General features: G+C 43.1%; 17 protein-coding genes and 1 pseudogene. 1 reads left to right on the top strand and 17 read right to left on the bottom strand.

Translation table 11 applies throughout. From position 1 onward, the window contains the following. Positions 1-240 precede the first annotated feature (240 nt). The 10 genes and pseudogenes from alaS to budA all read right to left on the bottom strand — a co-directional run bounded on the left by alaS (position 241) and on the right by budA (position 10,493). Entirely contained in the window at positions 241-2,859 is a 2,619-nt protein-coding gene (gene alaS, locus SK608_RS04050) for an alanine--tRNA ligase (protein ID WP_000811760.1), read from the bottom strand. Positions 2,860-2,880: 21 nt separating this feature from the next. Further along, on the bottom strand, positions 2,881-3,366 hold the full coding sequence (locus SK608_RS04045) for an LURP-one-related/scramblase family protein (RefSeq protein ID WP_033676782.1): 486 nt from the start codon (positions 3,364-3,366) through the stop codon (positions 2,881-2,883). A 274-nt stretch (positions 3,367-3,640) separates the two neighbouring features. Next, positions 3,641-3,892: pseudogene (locus tag SK608_RS04040) on the bottom strand (hypothetical protein). A 149-nt stretch (positions 3,893-4,041) separates the two neighbouring features. Beyond that, positions 4,042-5,112, bottom strand: a complete 1,071-nt coding sequence (locus SK608_RS04035; protein WP_000737956.1) for an ABC transporter substrate-binding protein — start codon at positions 5,110-5,112, stop codon at positions 4,042-4,044. Then, a complete protein-coding gene (locus tag SK608_RS04030) occupies positions 5,109-5,882 on the bottom strand; it encodes an ABC transporter permease (protein WP_000712740.1) in 774 nt (257 codons plus the stop codon). Before SK608_RS04030 ends, SK608_RS04035 begins: the two co-directional genes overlap by 4 nt. Beyond that, the gene (locus SK608_RS04025; protein WP_000753657.1) at positions 5,879-6,685 is read right to left on the bottom strand and encodes an ABC transporter permease; all 807 of its coding nucleotides are present in this window, start codon (positions 6,683-6,685) and stop codon (positions 5,879-5,881) included. The genes SK608_RS04030 and SK608_RS04025 overlap by 4 nt, the downstream gene beginning before the upstream one ends. Next, positions 6,666-7,823 carry an ABC transporter ATP-binding protein gene (locus SK608_RS04020; protein WP_000742908.1) on the bottom strand — a complete coding sequence of 386 codons (1,158 nt, stop codon included), beginning with the start codon at positions 7,821-7,823 and terminating at the stop codon, positions 6,666-6,668. Before SK608_RS04020 ends, SK608_RS04025 begins: the two co-directional genes overlap by 20 nt. A 159-nt stretch (positions 7,824-7,982) precedes the next feature. Next, positions 7,983-8,888, bottom strand: a complete 906-nt coding sequence (gene murB / locus SK608_RS04015) for a UDP-N-acetylmuramate dehydrogenase (protein ID WP_000116175.1) — start codon at positions 8,886-8,888, stop codon at positions 7,983-7,985. A 111-nt stretch (positions 8,889-8,999) separates the two neighbouring features. Continuing rightward, positions 9,000-9,752, bottom strand: coding sequence for a YhfC family intramembrane metalloprotease (locus SK608_RS04010; RefSeq protein ID WP_033676776.1), 753 nt, complete (start codon positions 9,750-9,752; stop codon positions 9,000-9,002). 9 nt (positions 9,753-9,761) lie between these two features. Further along, positions 9,762-10,493 carry an acetolactate decarboxylase gene (budA, locus tag SK608_RS04005; protein WP_033676774.1) on the bottom strand — a complete coding sequence of 244 codons (732 nt, stop codon included), beginning with the start codon at positions 10,491-10,493 and terminating at the stop codon, positions 9,762-9,764. Between the two features lie 338 nt (positions 10,494-10,831). Between budA and SK608_RS03995 the strand changes: the two genes are divergently transcribed. After that, on the top strand, positions 10,832-12,103 hold the full coding sequence (locus tag SK608_RS03995) for an aminotransferase-like domain-containing protein (protein WP_033676772.1): 1,272 nt from the start codon (positions 10,832-10,834) through the stop codon (positions 12,101-12,103). Between the two features lie 20 nt (positions 12,104-12,123). Here SK608_RS03995 and SK608_RS03990 read toward each other — a convergent pair whose 3' ends face one another. The 7 genes from SK608_RS03990 to SK608_RS03960 all read right to left on the bottom strand — a co-directional run bounded on the left by SK608_RS03990 (position 12,124) and on the right by SK608_RS03960 (position 18,016). After that, positions 12,124-12,939: an ABC transporter substrate-binding protein gene (locus SK608_RS03990; protein ID WP_033676769.1), complete on the bottom strand. Its 816-nt coding sequence runs from the start codon at positions 12,937-12,939 to the stop codon at positions 12,124-12,126. A gap of 157 nt (positions 12,940-13,096) precedes the next feature. Then, a complete protein-coding gene (phoU, locus tag SK608_RS03985) occupies positions 13,097-13,750 on the bottom strand; it encodes a phosphate signaling complex protein PhoU (protein ID WP_000946458.1) in 654 nt (217 codons plus the stop codon). An 11-nt stretch (positions 13,751-13,761) separates the two neighbouring features. Further along, positions 13,762-14,520, bottom strand: a complete 759-nt coding sequence (gene pstB / locus SK608_RS03980) for a phosphate ABC transporter ATP-binding protein PstB (protein WP_000133484.1) — start codon at positions 14,518-14,520, stop codon at positions 13,762-13,764. Positions 14,521-14,532: 12 nt separating this feature from the next. Next, positions 14,533-15,336, bottom strand: a complete 804-nt coding sequence (gene pstB, locus SK608_RS03975) for a phosphate ABC transporter ATP-binding protein PstB (protein WP_033676766.1) — start codon at positions 15,334-15,336, stop codon at positions 14,533-14,535. Positions 15,337-15,346: 10 nt separating this feature from the next. Beyond that, a complete protein-coding gene (gene pstA, locus SK608_RS03970; RefSeq protein ID WP_000543046.1) occupies positions 15,347-16,231 on the bottom strand; it encodes a phosphate ABC transporter permease PstA in 885 nt (294 codons plus the stop codon). Continuing rightward, complete coding sequence (gene pstC, locus SK608_RS03965) at positions 16,221-17,138, bottom strand: phosphate ABC transporter permease subunit PstC (RefSeq protein ID WP_001070903.1); 918 nt, start codon at positions 17,136-17,138, stop codon at positions 16,221-16,223. Before pstC ends, pstA begins: the two co-directional genes overlap by 11 nt. Then, positions 17,138-18,016: a phosphate ABC transporter substrate-binding protein PstS gene (locus tag SK608_RS03960; RefSeq protein WP_033676763.1), complete on the bottom strand. Its 879-nt coding sequence runs from the start codon at positions 18,014-18,016 to the stop codon at positions 17,138-17,140. Before SK608_RS03960 ends, pstC begins: the two co-directional genes overlap by 1 nt. Between the last annotated feature and the right edge of the window lie 203 nt (positions 18,017-18,219).

Below are 18,219 nucleotides of genomic sequence, written 5' to 3'. Positions count from 1 at the left end.
TAGTTCATAATATTCAAGCCAGATCCAATCGGATTTGGCTTTTTTGTAGTCAAAAAAAGACCTACCCAAATGGATAGATCTTTATACTCAATGAAAATCAAAGAGCAAACTAGGAAGCTAGCCGCAGGTTGCTCAAAGCACTGCTTTGAGGTTGTAGATAAGACTGACGAAGTCAGTCTCATATAAAATCCAAGGCGAAGCTGACGTTGTTTGAAGAGATTTTCGAAGAGTATTACTTGATTACAATTTACCTGCTACTGCATCCAACAATTCTTGGATTTTAGCTTGGTTGCTTCCTCCTGCCATGGCCATGTCTGGTTTACCACCACCACGTCCATCGACGATTGGTGCTAATTCTTTGACAAGGTTTCCTGCATGAAGGTCTTTTGTCTTGCTTGCTACAAGGACATTGACTTTGTCACCGATAGCGGCAACTAGAACAAGAAGATCAGAGTAGTCTTTTTGTTTCCAATTATCTGCAAAGGTACGAAGGGCACCGGCATCTGATACAGACACTTGACTAGCAATGTAACGGTGACCGTTGACTTCCTTCACATCCTTGAAGATGTCGCCTGCAGCTGCAGCTGCGGCTTTTTCTTTCAACTCAGCATTTTCTTTTTGCAATTGACGAAGTTGTTCTTGAAGTCCTTCTACCTTGTGAGGTACTTCTTTAAGTTGAGGTGCTTTCAAGGTTGCTGCGACTGCTTTAAGAGCATCTTCTTGTTCACGGTAGGCTTCAAAGGCTTCCTTACCAGTCACTGCCAAGATACGGCGAGTTCCTGAACCGATCCCTTCTTCTTTGACAATCTTGAAGAGACCAATTTCAGAAGTGTTGCCAACGTGGGTACCACCACAAAGCTCGATAGAGTAGTCACCGATAGTAACAACACGGACTTCCTTGCCGTATTTCTCACCAAAGAGAGCCATAGCTCCCATTTCTTTGGCAGTGTCAATATCAGTTTCAACTGTCTTAACCTCAAGAGCTTCCCAGATTTTTTCGTTGACTTGCTGCTCAATGGCACGCAATTCTTCAGCAGTTACAGCTTGGAAGTGGGTAAAGTCAAATCTAAGGAATTCAACTTCGTTAAGAGATCCTGCTTGTGTTGCGTGGTTTCCAAGGATGTTGTGAAGAGCAGCGTGAAGCAAGTGAGTCGCAGTGTGGTTTTTCATGACACGGTGACGACGATTTGTATCAATTGCCAAGGTATATTCTTGGTTCAAAGCAAGTGGTGCATGGACTTCAACAGTGTGAAGGGCTTGTCCGTTTGGTGCTTTTTGAACATTGGTCACAGTAGCCACAAGGTTTCCTGCAGCATCCAAGATTTGACCGTGGTCAGCTACCTGTCCACCCATTTCAGCGTAGAATGGCGTTTCCGCAAAGATAAGAGAGGCAATTCCTTCTGACACAGCTTCTACTTCTGCATTGTCAGCCACGATAGCCACCAATTTAGAAGACAATTGGCTAGCATTGTAGTTGAAGACACTTTCTACTGTGATGTTTTGAAGGGTTTCATTTTGCATACCCATTGAACCACCTTTAACAGCTGATGCACGCGCGCGTTCTTGCTGTTCTTTCATGGCTGCTTCAAAACCTTCACGGTCCACAGTCATATCAGCTTCTTCAGCGATTTCTTCAGTCAATTCAACTGGGAATCCATAAGTGTCATAAAGCTTGAAGACATCTGAACCAGCAATGACAGATTGACCTTTTTCTTTCAAGTCAGCTACGATGCCTTGGGCAAAGTGTTGACCTGAGTGAAGGGTACGGGCAAATGATTCTTCCTCGCTCTTCACGATTTTCTCAATAAAGTCACGTTTTTCAAGCACTTCTGGGTAGTAGCTTTCCATGATTTTTCCAACAGTTGGAACGAGTTTGTAAAGGAAAGGCTCGTTGATACCCAATTTTTGACCATGCATAGACGCACGACGAAGGAGACGACGAAGGACATAACCACGACCTTCATTTCCTGGAAGGGCACCATCACCGATGGCAAACGAAAGAGAACGGATGTGGTCAGCGATAACCTTAAAGCTCATGTTATCGCCATCTTGGTCATAAACCTTACCAGACAATTTCTCCACTTCACGAATGATAGGCATGAATAGGTCTGTTTCAAAGTTTGTCTTAGCCCCTTGGATAACCGCCACCAAACGCTCCAAACCAGCGCCCGTATCAATGTTCTTGTGTGGCAATTCCTTGTATTCGCTACGAGGAACAGCAGGATCTGCGTTAAATTGTGACAAAACGATGTTCCAGATTTCGATATAACGGTCGTTTTCGATATCTTCTGCAAGCAGGCGAAGACCGATATTTTCCGGGTCAAAGGCTTCACCACGGTCAAAGAAGATTTCTGTATCTGGTCCAGAAGGTCCAGCACCGATTTCCCAGAAGTTATCCTCGATTGGAATCAAGTGACTTGGATCCACTCCCACTTCAATCCAGCGGTTGTATGAATCTTTATCATCTGGATAGTAGGTCATGTAAAGTTTCTCAGCTGGGAAGTCAAACCATTCTGGGCTTGTCAAGAGCTCATAAGCCCAAGTGATCGCTTCGTCACGGAAGTAATCCCCGATAGAGAAGTTCCCCAACATTTCAAACATGGTATGGTGACGTGCAGTCTTCCCTACGTTTTCGATATCGTTGGTACGGATAGCCTTTTGGGCATTGGTAATACGTGGATTTTCAGGAATGATGGTCCCATCAAAGTATTTCTTAAGGGTTGCTACCCCAGAGTTGATCCACAAAAGAGTTGGGTCGTTTACAGGAACCAAACTTACTGATGGTTCTACTGAGTGACCTTTGGTCGCCCAGAAGTCAAGCCACATTTGGCGTACTTGTGCACTAGATAGTTGTTTCATATTGTCTCCTTATTTACTTGTTTAATGTGATTGGCTTTCCAGCATTTCCACATAGTCAATCGCGACACAGAGGGAAATGACTAGGTCTGCATAAGCGTCCTCTAGAACCGTTACGGTATAGGTAGAGGTCAGATGGAAGAGTTCCTTCTTAATTTCTGCAATCAGCTGATCGCGATCATCAAGCAATTTGAAATCCAAATCCCAGATATTGCCCTCGATACGAAGACCCAGATTATCAAACTCATACTTATCTCGCCAGAAGGTCAACTTCTTGCGAATGACAAAACTCGAGCCATCCCGAAGCTGAATCTCAAAACGAGGAAGCAAGGTCAAGATTTCTTTACTAATCTGACTGATCTGTTCACCATTAGCATCATAGATAGTAAAAGTTTTGGGAATCTTAAAAAATGATCCCTCCACCTGATAGGCGATCTCTCCTCTGTCATCCTTGATAGCGAAGCGTTCGCCTCCAAGACGAAACTTTTGTTTGACAAGAAATGTTTTCATCAACACCTCCAAAAATCAAAAGACAAGCTCATATCACGAAGGGCGAAAAACCGCGGTACCACCTTCATTCAATGAACTTGTCATTCTCTTATTATTATGCAATTGTATGATTGAGTAGCATGAGTTCCTAGCTTAGATGGCTCGCAGCACCGCCATTTCTCTGGACTAAGACAACTGAAAATCAATTCTCAACTTTCTTATTATAACGTTTTTTTAAGTCTGCGTCAACTGGAAATCATCTCCGTTGAATCAGACCCATTCCCTACATCTCAGATTACTTTTTCAGGATATATTTTTTCTTACTGCCATTTTTCTTTTTATCCCAACTTTTATCCCAAAGTTTCGAATTGCTAAATATAGCTACGCAAATATTTGCAAATATAAAGTTTCCTATCACCAAATATATAGACTCAGTTGTTAGGTATTGTCAATCCAAACCATCCTTTAGATAAAATAGTATATATGTTTGCTGAACAGTCAAAAAGGTTGGCCAGAAACTTTTTTTGAAAAAAGTAGACACTTTCATTATTTGTTACCGCTCTCTGTAAGGTTAAACTTAGTATACTACTGGGCAAGCAAATAAGCAACTACCATAGAAAAACATACAGTTACAAAAATTGCCTTCTATTAAGAAAACGAACCAGCTTAACTGATTCGTTTCGTGATTGCTAACTCCTACTTCCGATACATTTTAAACTGTAGGAAGAGGTCGCTATATTTTCCTGTCCATTTATGGTCAAATTTCTCATAAACTTCTAGGTGTTTCATGGTTTCAGCATCTGGATAAAAGGCCTTGTCTTCTTTTTTCTCCTCTGGGAGCAATTCCTTAGCTGGTAGGTTTGGTGTTGAATAGCCAACATACTCCGCATTTTTGAGGGCATTTTCGGGTTTCAACATAAAGTTGATAAAGGCATAGGCTGCATCTTGGTTTTTGACTGTTTTGGGAATAACCATATTGTCAAACCAAAGGTTGCTGGCCTCAGTCGGAACCACATAGCGTAGATTTTCATTTTTTTCTAGCATTTGGCTGGCTTCCCCAGAGAAGGTCACACCGATTGCAGCGTTATTCTGAATCATGTAGCCCTTCATCTCGTCGGCAACGATGGCCTTGATATTTGGAGTCAGTTTATAGAGCTTGTCTACTGTCTCTTCTAACTGCTGGGTATCCTTGGAGTTGAGGCTGTAGCCTAGGGAGTTGAGCCCCAGTCCCAGCACCTCACGCGCCCCATCAAAGAGCATGATAGAGTTCTTATACTCTGGCTTCCAGAGGTCATCCCAATGCTCAGGCGCTTCATCTACCATAGTTTCATTGTAGACAATTCCCAATGTTCCCCAGAAGTAAGGGATGGAGAATTTATTGCCTGGGTCAAAGGACTGGTTGAGGAACTCTGGTCCGATATTTTCAAGACCTTCAAGTTTTGAATAGTCAAGCGGTACCAAGAGGTCTTCGTCCTTCATCTTGTTAATCATGTATTCACTAGGAATGGCAATATCGTAGGTCGTTCCACCCTGCTTAATCTTGGTATACATGGCTTCGTTGGAGTCAAAGGTCTCGTACTGGACTTGGATTCCTGTTTCTTCTGTGAATTGCTCCAAGAGTTCTGGATCGATATAGTCACCCCAGTTGTAGATAACCAGTTTTTGACTATCTCGGCTATTGATTTTACTGTCTAGATGCGTCGCAATTCCCCATAAGACTAGAATAATGGCTACGATTCCTGCTAAAAATGAATAGAGTTTTTTCATGCTTGCTCCTCCTTCTCACGTGAGATAAAGTAATATCCAACCACTAGGATAATACTAAAGAGAAAGACGAGGGCAGACAGGGCATTGATTTCTAGCGAAATCCCCTTGCGAGCACGAGAGTAAATCTCGACGGACAGGGTTGAAAAGCCATTTCCCGTTACAAAGAAGGTCACAGCAAAGTCATCTAGCGAATAGGTGAAGGCCATGAAATAACCAGCAATGATAGACGGAGTCAGGTAAGGAAGCATAATTTCCTTGAACATCTGAAATTGACTGGCTCCCAAGTCATAGGCCGCATGAATCATGTCACCGTTCATTTCCTTGAGACGAGGCAAGACCATCAAGACCACGATAGGAATGGAGAAGGCCACGTGACTAGAAAGAACAGTCAAAAAGCCAAGTGAAAACTTGAGTTGGGTAAAGAGAATCAAGAAGCTGGCACCAATCATAACATCAGGCGCAACCATGAGGATATTATTGAGTGAAAGAAAGGCTTCTTGGTATTTCTTACGAGACTGGTAGATGTAAATAGCTCCAAAAGTCCCGATAATCGTCGCTATCAATGCTGACAGAAAGGCCAAGAAAAAGGTCTGGGTCACAATTAACATAAGGCGACCATCGCCAAACATGGTTTTAAAATGACTCAAACTAAAGCCTGTAAAGCTATTCATGTCGTTGCCTGCATTAAAGGCATAGCCAATCAAGTAAAATATTGGCAGGTAGAGGACAAGAAAGACCAGTCCCAGATATAGATTAGCAAATTTTTTCATCGTTCTCTCCTTTCCTTGGTCACCCACATGGTGATAAACATGGTCAGGATGAGAATTACACCGATGGTTGAACCCATACCGTAGTTGTCATTGGTCAGGAAGTTCTGCTCAATGGCTGTCCCCAAGGTGATAACGCGGTTCCCACCAATCAAACGGGTCAGCATGAAGAGACTCAAGCTGGGGATAAAGACCGACTGAACCCCACTTCGCACCCCATTCATAGATAGAGGGAAGATGACATGGCGGAAGGTCTCCCACTTGGTCGCACCGAGGTCGTAGCTGGCATTGATGAGGTTATTATCCATATCATCCAAGACATTGAAAATCGGCAAAATCATAAAGGGAAGCTCGATGTAGCTTGCGACAAAGATAAAGGAGAAATCGGTAAAGAGCAACTGTTGTGAACCGATTCCGATAAATTCCAAGAATTGGTTAATAGAGCCATTTTGACCAAAAATCCCGATAAAGGCATAGGCCTTGAGGAGCAAATTGATCCAGGTTGGCAGGATAATCAGCATGAGCCAGAGTTGACGGTGCTTGAGACGGGTCAAAAAGAGGGCTGTTGGATAGCTGATAAGCAAAGTCACAAAGGTCACAATTCCTGCATAGAGTACAGAGTTGAAACTCATTTTTAGGTAGGTCAAGTTTTGTGACGCAAAGTAGGACTTATAATTTTCTAAACTGAACTGGCCTTCGATGTTGAAAAAGGATTGACCGAAAATCAAGACCAAGGGTGCCAGGACAAAGAGGGCAATCCAGAGCATGTAGGGCACTACAAAGAGTTTAGATCTTGTTTTCTTCATCTCTTTCCTCCTCGATTGCATTGATCAGACCTGCTTCTTGCTCTTCGATTTCCACGTATTCTTCGATACGAGCATCGAACTCTTCCTCTGTTTCATTGAGACGCATGATATGGATGTCTTCCGGTTCAAAGTCCAGACCGATTTCCTCACCAACAATGGCCTTACGGGTTGAGTGGATCATCCATTCATTCCCAAGTTCGTCATAGGCGATAATTTCATAGTGAACTCCACGGAAGAGCTGGGTATCGACCTTAACTTGGAGCTTGCCTTCTTCAGGAAGGGTAATGCGCAAGTCCTCTGGACGAATCACGACCTCAACAGGTTCATTTGGCTTCATCCCCCCATCAACCGCTTCAAAGCGTTTGCCGTTAAACTCAACCAAGTAGTCCTCAATCATGGTTCCTGGCAAGATATTTGACTCACCGATAAAGGTCGCAACAAAATGGTTAATCGGCTCATCGTAGATGTCCACAGGTGTTCCAGACTGGACAATCTCGCCATCATTCATGACGAAAATCCAGTCACTCATGGCAAGAGCTTCTTCCTGATCGTGAGTAACAAAGACAAAGGTAATGCCCAATCGTTGTTGCAGTTCCCGCAATTCGTACTGCATGTCTGTTCTTAATTTCAAGTCCAGCGCTGACAGAGGCTCGTCCAACAAAACCACACGGGGTTGATTGATGATGGCACGGGCAATTGCCACACGCTGACGTTGTCCTCCAGAAAGTTTGCGGATGGAACGTTTTTCATACCCTTCCAACTGAACCATCTTGAGAACTTCCGCTACGCGTTTCTCGATTTCTTTCTTGTCAATCTTGCGCAAGCGGAGCGGAAAGGCAACATTTTCAAACACATTCATATGTGGAAACAAGGCATAGGATTGGAAGACCGTATGGACGTCTCGCTTGTTGGTTGGGATATCATTGATGCGGACACCGTCTAGCATGATATCTCCTGTCGTCGCATCCAGTAAACCTGCAATGATGTTTAGGATGGTTGATTTCCCTGAACCAGATGCGCCTAAAAGGGTATAAAATTTCCCTTCTTCCAACTCAAAGTTGATATCTTTGAGAACCTTGGTGTTGCTGTCTTCAAAAACTTTTGAGACGTTTTTGAATTCAATAATTGGTTTTTTCAATTGTCATTTATTCCTTCTTTTTCATAGATTAACAGATCAGGGCTCTGTCAGGCCGCCACTACCTCGTGTAGGAGATTGAACTGCCTACATTCTTCTGCACTAACGATAGGCTTTCACCCCCTTTCCATGACATAGCAGCAGCTTTTTAGCTAAAGCTTCCTACTTGCTTTCACCTAAGATACGGACTTCTCTTTCAAGCGTGATACCTGAGTGTTCCTTGACTTTTTCGATAACAGACTCAATCAAGTCTTCGTAGTCTTTAGCCGTTCCATCTGCAACATTGATCATAAATCCTGCGTGCTTTTCTGACACTTCTACGCCACCAATACGATAGCCTTTCAAGCCAGCTTCTGAAATTAATTGACCTGCAAAATGCCCTACTGGACGCTTAAAGACCGAACCACAAGATGGATATTCCAAAGGTTGCTTGAGTTCGCGTAGGTGCGTCAAACGGTCCATTTCCTGCTTGATAACCTGATGGGTTCCTGGGGCTAGGGCAAATTTAGCTGACAAGACAACTGCACCAGACTCCTGAATGGCTGAATGACGGTAACCAAAAGCCAAGTCTTTAGCAGACAGGGTTTCGATTTCTCCATCCTTGGTCAAGACCTTACAAGACTGCAAGATGTGGGCAATCTCACCACCATAGGCACCTGCATTCATAAAGACAGCACCACCAACACTTCCAGGAATGCCACAAGCAAACTCAAAGCCGGTCAAACTATGACGGAGGGCAATGCGAGTTGTTTCAATCAAGTTAGCCCCTGCTTCAGCTTCAATGGTATAGCCATCAACGGAAACGTTATTAAGCTTGTCACACAAGATAACAAATCCACGAATCCCACCATCACGAACGATGATGTTGCTGGCATTCCCAAGAACCATCCAAGGAATATTTTCTTGATTGGCAAATTTAACAACGCGCGCCAACTCAAAACGATTTCGTGGAAAGACCAAATAATCGGCCTCTCCACCTACTTTTGTATAACTATAGCTATGCAAGGGTTCCTTAAAACGGATATCAATTCCTTCTAAGATTTCAAGCATTTTTTCTCTTACAGACATGTCACTCTTCCTTTTACAAAATTCATTCCATTATACCATTTTTAAGACCATTTGACGACCCTAAAAAAAATCTTGGGCTTATTTTAAACAAAAAAGAGGTTTCCCCTCTTTTTATGATTTTTTGCAAAAGATAGCCTTGGTTCCATAGGCAACCAGAACAAGTTCAAGTGCTAGGACAACTTCAACCAAGACTGGATTGGTCAACCAGCCAACTTGGACTAGAGATGGTGCTAAGTCAAAGAGGGCATGTAGGCCATAGGCTGCTAGGAGATAAATCCATTTCTTCTGACGAACAGCTTGGTAAACCCAAACAGTCAATAGTAATTGGAAACCTAGCGCCAAGATTCTCTCAAAACCAAGCAAATAAATCTGCCAGTCTGATAGAGACTGGATAGTTTTCAACATATTTTCAGACAGCAATTGCATGACCTGTGGATCCTGAGTTTGAACCGCCGAAAGCACGAAGTAGAGATTGAGTAAACTAGTAAGGCCTAGGAAAATTAATTCCAAGCCACCATGCCCCAGTCCATATGCCAAGGCATCTGCCTTTTCCAAACTTCTCTTTTTCTCCAACCATTTGAAGAAAACAAGACGAGCAGTTTCCTCAAAAAATGCTGCCATGGCTAGGCCATAGATGATATAGACAAGCGGATGTTCTTGCAAGAGGGCAATACTACCGTCTTTTTGAGGATGCAAAACCAAGATATGCACCAGTTTTTCTAAAATCTGCGAAGAGACAAAGAAGGCAACAGCCCCCAAGCCCAAGACAGCTAAATTAATCTGGTATTTCTTTTTGGCATACCAAGTGCTCCCTATCAAGAAAGCCAGCAACAGTACCATGGTAATGATAATATGAATGGTCATTTTCTTCTCCTATTCTGCCTTTTCAATATCTTTTTTCATCTCGTCAACATTGAACTTAGCAAACAAGTATTGACGGTCTTGGACTGGGAAACGTTGATCCAATTGGTCAACAGCTCCCACCTCAATAATGCCTTCCTTGATAACAAAGTCCATGACATGTCCACCGAAGGTCAAGTCATCTGAAATGAAGTGTAGATGATAGCCTGCCACACTGACCCCATGGAAAATCTCAGGCGTCCAGAAACCAACGATGGTTCCCGCCACATTGTCACGACTATATTCAGGTTGATGGGTTGCGACATCAGCAAACTTGGTAGCTGGTGTCGACTTGGGAATCATGCGCACATGCATATGCGAAAATTCCCCCCGAATCTTGATAGAGCGGAAAAGATTTTCCCCATCATAATAAGACTCGATTCGTTCTTCCAATTCCTTGTCTGTCATCTCAAAGCGCTGGCGGAAAATGACCTCTGCCTGATGAGGTACTACTGCTGCGTAAGGAATAAGGGCATCTGGTGATACTTCTACAATTTCTGGTTGCTCTCCTGATCCTTTGGCCTGATAAGCCTTGCCATCCAAGACAATCAATTCTCCATCAATGGAATCCAAGGTTCCCAAACCAAGGTCACCATGCTCTAGCAATTCTCCTACTGTCATGGTACCACCATAAAGGCCTGCCATCAAGGCTCCAAGGGTATTGTATTGAAATAATTTCACTGGTTCCTGCACGTTCTTATCCATTCACTTTCTTGTCTGTTATACTCAATGAAAATCAAATAGCAAACTAGGAAGAGAGCCACAGGTTGCTCAAAGCACTGCTTTGAGGTTGTAGATAAGACTGACGAAGTCAGCTCAAAACACTGTTTTGAGGTTGTGGATAGAACTGACGAAGTCAGTAACCATATCTACGGCAAGGCGAAGCTGACGTGGTTTGAAGAGATTTTCGAAGAGTATTATTCTATAAATGTTACTCCTAAGTATACCACATTTTCCCCTAGATGTGAACGAGAGAAACACCCTAGACATTGCCAAGAAGGAAAAAAAAGGGTACAATGTAACAAAATCAAGGGAGGTCTGGAATGAAGAGACAAAGTAAATACCAAGAGGTCGTTTCCTATCTAAAAAACGGTATCGAGTCTGGACGATTTCCGACGGGAAGCCGCCTGCCTTCTATTCGTCAACTGAGCCTTGACTTTCACTGCAGCAAGGACACCATTCAACGAGCCCTGTTGGAATTACGGCACGAACAATACCTCTATGCCAAGCCCCAGAGTGGTTACTATGTCCTAGAACAAGGGCAACATCAGGACCTAGAAATTGAGGTTACCGACGAACATGCCAGCGCCTATGACGATTTCCGACTCTGTGTCAATGAAACCTTGGTTGGCCGGGAAAACTACCTCTTCAACTACTATGACAACCAAGAAGGATTAGAAGACTTAAGACAATCCATTCACCAACTCCTCTTTGACCAAGCTCTCTACTGCAAGGCTGATCAACTTGTACTGACTTCTGGAACCCAACAAGCCTTGTTTATCCTCTCTCAAATTTCCTTTCCTAGCCAAGCCAAGGAAATCTTGGTGGAACAGCCGACCTATCATCGGATGAATCGCCTCTTGATTGCTCAGGGTCTGGACTATCAAACGATCGAACGAGGCATTGATGGGATTGACTTGGAGGAACTGGAAAGCCATTTCAAGACAGGAAAGATTAAGTTTTTCTATACCATTCCTCGTTTTCACTATCCTCTGGGGCATTCCTATTCTGAGCAGGACAAACGAGCTATTCTTGACTTAGCAGCTAAGTATGGAGTCTATATCGTAGAGGACGACTATCTGGGGGATTTGGACTCCAAGAAGGGCCAGACCTTCCACTATCTAGATACAGAGGAGCGCGTCATTTATATCAAGTCCTTCTCAACCAGCCTCTTTCCAGCCCTGCGGATAACAGCACTCATTCTTCCAAATGCTATTAAGGAAGCCTTTGTGGCCTACAAAAATATCCTTGACTACGACAGCAACCTCATCATGCAAAAGGCCTTATCACTCTATATCGACAGTCAACTGTTTGAGAAAAATCGTCTAGCTCGCTTGTCCAATCAGGAAACCTACCAAAAACAACTTGAGGAAAGCTTAACTAAAACACCTTGTCCCCTTCCTCACTTTCCGCTTCATGATGGTTTATTGCTAGACCTGAGACAGTATCCTAAAATCGCCAGCCTCAAACACAGTCAGCTGAAATTGGACTTCTTTGAGGAGGCTTACTTGGATACCTGCCCTTATCAATTTGCCAAGGTGTCCTTAGACAATCTGGAAAAGGTTTTAAACTATTTAAAAGCAGAATTGGACTGACTTCCAACTCTGCTTTTTTCTTATTGTTCAACTTCTGTTAGGCTTGCTGCCTTTTCAAGATAGCTTTGGTAGGTACCGTCATCCTTGAGTTTTTGGATGACTTTGTCCACCACTTCTTTCAAATCAGCACTATTTTTTCTAAGAGCAACTGCATTGGCTTCGCCGTCCTTCATCTTCAAGCTGACAGTTGCGACAGCTAGGTCAGCATTTTTAGCAGCATAGCTAAGGGCAACTGGCTCATCCATGTGAACAGCATCAACTTTTCCAGCCTGCAATTCATTAACTGCTTCACCCATATTGGTTAGGGAAGTTAATTGAGCTTTTGGCAATTGTTCCTTGACCATAGCTTCTGGAACAGTCCCTTTTTGGGCTGCAATATTAGCACTTTCAAGGCTAGTTAAATCCTTGTATTTTTCTACATCAGACTTACGAACCAAGAAACTAATCTTGTTTTCATAGTAAGGGATTGAAAAATCAAAGACTTCTTTTCTCTCGTCAGTAGCGCTAATTCCCGCAACTGCTAGGTCAGCCTTACCAGTTTGAAGACTGGTCAAGACATTATCAAAACTCATGCTTGAAATTTCCAACTTCACCCCAAGTTCATCAGCAATAGCCTGGGCCATATCAATATCCGCACCGACTACCTGATTTTTCCCGTCAACTAAGGATTGGAATTCAAAAGGTGCATAGTCAGGACTAGTCGCCACAACTAATTTCCCCTTTTGCTTAATGGCCTCAACAGCTGACTGAGAACCATTCGAACCCGACTGGCAAGCTACCAAGAAGAAACTTGCAAGAAAACTACATAAAACAAATATCCATTTTTTTGATTTCATAAATAAACAACCTCTCTGTTAATTTTGTATAATTATAACGCTATCCAAGTTACTTGTCAAGTGTTTTTTGAATTTTTATCTTAAAAATATTTTTTTCATTCAAGAAAAGGAGCTATCAGTTGATTTCAAGCTCCTTTTTATACAGAATGAACCTGTTTTATAGTTCGACAATCTTACCTGTTTCAAAGTAAACAACCCATTCACAGATATTTTTAGCATAGTCTCCAATGCGTTCCAAGAAGGCAATCACTTGGAAATAATCACGACCTGTAACGATGGCATCTGGATTTTTCTTGATTTCTTCTGTAGCCAAGTCACGAATGCTATCAAAGTAATGGTTGATTTTTTCATCCATAGCTGCTACTTCATAAGCCTGATCCACTGAACCATTCAGATAGAGTTCAAGGGCTGCTTCAACGAAATTCTTAACATCGCGACCCATTCTCTTGATTTCTTCTTCAACAGCTGGGATACGTTGCTCACCCTTCATACGAATTGCCGCCTTGGCAATGGAAACGGCATGGTCCCCCATACGTTCCAAGTCAGATACAGCCTTCAAGACTGTTAGAACTGTACGCAAGTCTTGAGAAACTGGTTGTTGAAGGGCAATCATTTCAAATGATTTCTTCTCTAATTTCACTTCGTATTCGTTTACTTCTGCATCGTCTTCGATGACTTCCTTGGCCAAATCACGGTCATGCGTGACAAAGGCACGCACTGTACGATTGATTTGGGATAGCACTTCCTGTCCCATAGCATAAAACTGGTTGTGCAATTTCTCTAAATCTTCTTCAAATTGAGAACGTAACATCATTTATCTCCTTATCCAAATTTTCCTGAAATATAATCTTCTGTTTCCTTGTGTTGTGGGTTTAGGAACATCTTCTTGGTATCGTTAAACTCAATCAAATCTCCATCTAGGAAAAATCCTGTCTTGTCAGAGATACGAGAGGCTTGTTGCATAGAACGCGTAACCAAGAGCATGGTGTATTTATCTTTTAGGCCATATAAGGTTTCCTCAATCTTACCAGCCGAGATAGGATCCAAGGCTGAAGTCGGTTCATCCAAGAGGATGATTTTAGGACTGGTTGCCAAGACACGGGCAACACAGACACGTTGCTGTTGTCCACCTGAAAGACCGATAGCTGAATCATGCAGGCGGTCCTTGACCTCATCCCAGATAGAAGCCCGTTGCAAGGCTTTTTCCACCGCTTCATCCAGAACCTGTTTGTCCTTCACTCCATTGATACGAAGCCCATAAACAACATTTTCGTAGATAGACATAGGGAAGGGGTTGGGTTGTTGAAAGACCATACCGATTTCCTTCCGCAATTCAACTGTATCTGTACGTGGGCTGTAAATGTTGTGGCCGTTATAAACCACCGAACCAGTTGTGGTTACCTCTGGATTGAGATCCCCCATGCGGTTGATAGCCTTGAGGAGGGTTGATTTCCCTGATCCAGATGGACCGATCAAGGCTGTAATTTCCTTAGGTTGGAAAGATAGGGAAACACTATTCAAGGCCTTCTTTTGATTGTAGTAAACGGACAGGTCTGACACCTGTAAAATCGCTTCTGTCATACTGTTTCCTTTCTATCCAAAGTGTCCTGTTACGTAGTCATTGGTTGACTGTAGTTTGGCATTTTGGAAAATATTAGAGGTCTTATCGTACTCGATCAAGTCACCCAAGTAGAAGAATCCAGTGTAGTCACTAGCACGCGCAGCCTGCTGCATACTGTGGGTCACGATGATGATGGTATAGTCCTTTTTCAATTCCAACATGGTTTCTTCCAGCTGGGCTGTCGCAATTGGATCCAAGGCTGACGCCGGCTCATCCATCAAGAGGATATCTGGTTTAACAGAGATAGCACGAGCGATACAGAGACGTTGCTGCTGACCACCTGACAGAGTCAAGGCTGACTTGTGCAAATCGTCTTTGACCTGATCCCAAAGGGCAGCTTGACGAAGAGAGGTTTCCACAATTTCATCCAAGACTTGCTTATCCTTAACCCCTGCACGTTCATGGGCAAAAGTGATATTGCGGTAGATAGACTTGGCAAAAGGATTTGGTCGTTGGAAGACCATTCCGATGTGCTTACGCATCTCATAAACGTTGATTTCTGGACGGTTGACATCAATCCCTTGATAGAGGATTTGACCTGTGACCTTGGCAATATCAATGGTATCATTCATACGGTTGAGACTGCGGAGGTAGGTTGATTTTCCTGATCCAGATGGGCCAATTAAGGCTGTAATTTTATTCTTTTCAAATTGCATATCGATGCCCTTTATGGATTCTTTTTTACCGTAGTAAACATGTAAATCCTTAGTAGAGAGGGCCACTTTCTCTTCAGGAAAGGTGATGATATGCTTTTCATCCCAATTATATTTTGACATGGCTTCTCCTTTAGGCAGCGGTTAATTTCTTATGTAGGTAACTTCCGAGTTTACGAGCTCCAAAGTTAAAGATGAGGATAAAGATGAGGAGCACGGCCGCAGAACCTGCTGATACGATAGTTCCATCTGGAATAGTTCCTTCACTATTGACTTTCCAGATGTGGACAGCCAAGGTTTCTGCTTGACGGAAGATAGAGATTGGGCTGGTCACACTGAGAATATTCCAGTTAGACCAGTCAAGGGCTGGAGCAGATTGTCCTGCTGTATAGATAAGTGCAGCCGCCTCACCAAAGATACGACCAGAGGCCAAGACAACCCCCGTCACGATACCTGGAAGAGCTTCCGGAATAACCACATGGACCACTGTCTCCCAACGAGAAATCCCAAGGGCCAGACCAGCTTCACGCTGCGTATGGTGAACGTGTTTCAAGCTGTCCTCAACATTTCGAGTCATCTGAGGAAGATTAAAGACTGTCAAGGCCAAGGCACCTGAAATGATTGAAAATCCATACTCAAACTGAACTACAAAGATTAAGTATCCAAAGAGACCTACAACCACAGATGGCAGTGAAGACAAGATTTCAATACAGGTTCTGACAAAGTTTGTCACAGGACCTTTTTTGGCGTATTCGGCTAGGAAAATCCCAGCCCCCATAGATAAGGGAACAGAAATAATCAAGGTAATGACCAAAAGGAAGAAGGAATTATAGAGCTGAATTCCAATCCCTCCACCTGCTTGGTAAGAAGAGGATTTGCCAGTCAAGAAAGACCAAGAGATGTGGGGCAAACCACGAACCAAGATATAAAGAATCAAGGATGCCAAGATGGCAACAATAATTCCTGCAATCGAGTAGAGGACAGCTGTTGCAATTTTATCTAATTTCTTAGCGTGCATAGTTTTTCTTTCCTCTTTCTTTCGTAATCAATTTAATCACACTGTTGAATGCCAAACTCATCAAGAGCAAGACTAAGGCCAGTGACCAGAGAACGTTATTATCAACTGTTCCCATAACGGTATTTCCGATACCCATGGTCAAAACAGAGGTCAAGGTCGCAGCAGGTGTTGTCAATGAAGTTGGGACTACGGCTGAGTTTCCGACCACCATCTGAATGGCCAAGGCCTCACCAAAGGCACGCGCCATCCCAAAGACCACTGCTGTAAAAATCCCTGAACGCGCTGCCTTCAAGGTCACACGCCAGATGGTTTGCCAACGAGTTGCCCCCATAGCCAAACTAGCTTCGCGGTAATGACGAGGCACCGCACGTAAGCTGTCCGTTGTCATAAAGGTTACCGTCGGTAAAATCATGACAAAGAGAACGAAAATCCCTGACAAAATCCCAAAACCAGTTCCACCAAAGACACTACGGACAAAGGGAACTACGACCTGCAAACCAATAAATCCATACACGACGGAAGGGATCCCAACCAGCAATTCAATAGCTGGTTGCAAGATTCTAGCACCTTTTGGTGAGACCTCCGTCATAAAGACTGCCGCACCAATGGCAAAAGGAGTTGCGATAAGGGCTGATAGGATTGTGACAATAAAGGAACCCAAAATCATAGGAAGGGCACCAAATTGTTTACCTGAAGGATTCCAAGTTTGTCCAAAAAGGAAATCAAAGATATTGACTCCATTTACAAAGAAGGTCGACAAACCTTTTTGGGCTACGAAAATCAAAATCATAGCCACAATGATGACAATCAAAGACAGACAGGCAAAGGTCAAGCCTTTTCCTAATTTCTCTAGACGGGAGTTCTTTGAGGGAGAAAGTAATTTTTTAGCTAATTCTTCTTGATTCATTAGTGACTCCCTTCTAGTGCTGTCACCGTTCCGACAGCATCTTTTTCAACCTTCATTTCCTTAACAGAAATATAGCCCATTCCCTTAACGATTCCACTTTGCGCTTCATCTGAGAGGACAAAGTTGAGAAATTCTGCCACCAATTCATTTGGTTGACCTAGGGTGTACATGTGTTCATAAGACCACAAAGGCCAGTTATTGCTTGTAACATTTTCTGCAATCGGCTCATAGCCATTCAACTTCATACGTTTAACTGAGTCATCCACATAGGCAAAGGCTAGGTAAGAAATAGCTCCTGGTGTCTGGGAAACAATGTTTTTGACCATCCCATTTGAATCCTGTTCTTGACTCTGCACGGCAGATTGACCATCCATGACAACACTATCAAAGGTGGCACGCGAACCTGAACTTGCCGCACGGTTGATAATGGAAATGGCTAGGTCTTTCCCACCGACTTCTTTCCAGTTGGTCACTTGACCTGTAAAGATCCTACGGAGTTGTTCAGTTGTCAGATTTTCAACATCAACTTCCTTATTTACAATGACTGCCAAGCCTGCTACAGCCACCTTATGGTCCACTAGAGCGGATGCGTTGATACCGTCTTTTTCCTCGGCAAATACGTCTGAATTTCCTACATCAACGGCTCCAGACTGAACCTGAGACAGACCTGTACCAGATCCTCCACCTTGGACGTTGACTGTTTTTCCAACGTGCATAGAGCCAAATTCATCTGCTGCTGCTTCGACCAAGGGCTGAAGAGCCGTTGAGCCAACAGCTGTCATGGATTCTCCACGATCAATCCAGCTAGCACATCCCGCCAAAGAACCTACCAGCAAAAGAGCTGCAAGGGATAGAGCGAGTTTTTTCCTTTTGTTCACTGTTTTTCTCCTTGAAAATAATGGTGAATGCTGTGAATTTTTTCAACTATTTATTTATGTTTTTCTTTTTTAAAATTGGGAGCCAACTGAAGTTCTTTGCTTAGTTTTACTAGTCATTTGCTCAGTTACCTTGCCCACCAATTTTGACTTAAAATGAAAGACAATTTGAAAAAAATCCATACTTCCACTATAACATAGACAAG

It is taken from the genome of Streptococcus mitis subsp. hohhotensis, assembly GCF_000722775.1.
Taxonomy (GTDB): domain Bacteria; phylum Bacillota; class Bacilli; order Lactobacillales; family Streptococcaceae; genus Streptococcus; species Streptococcus carlssonii.
Note: the sequence above shows the minus strand (reverse complement) of the source record. Positions and strands in the feature narration are given on the sequence as shown.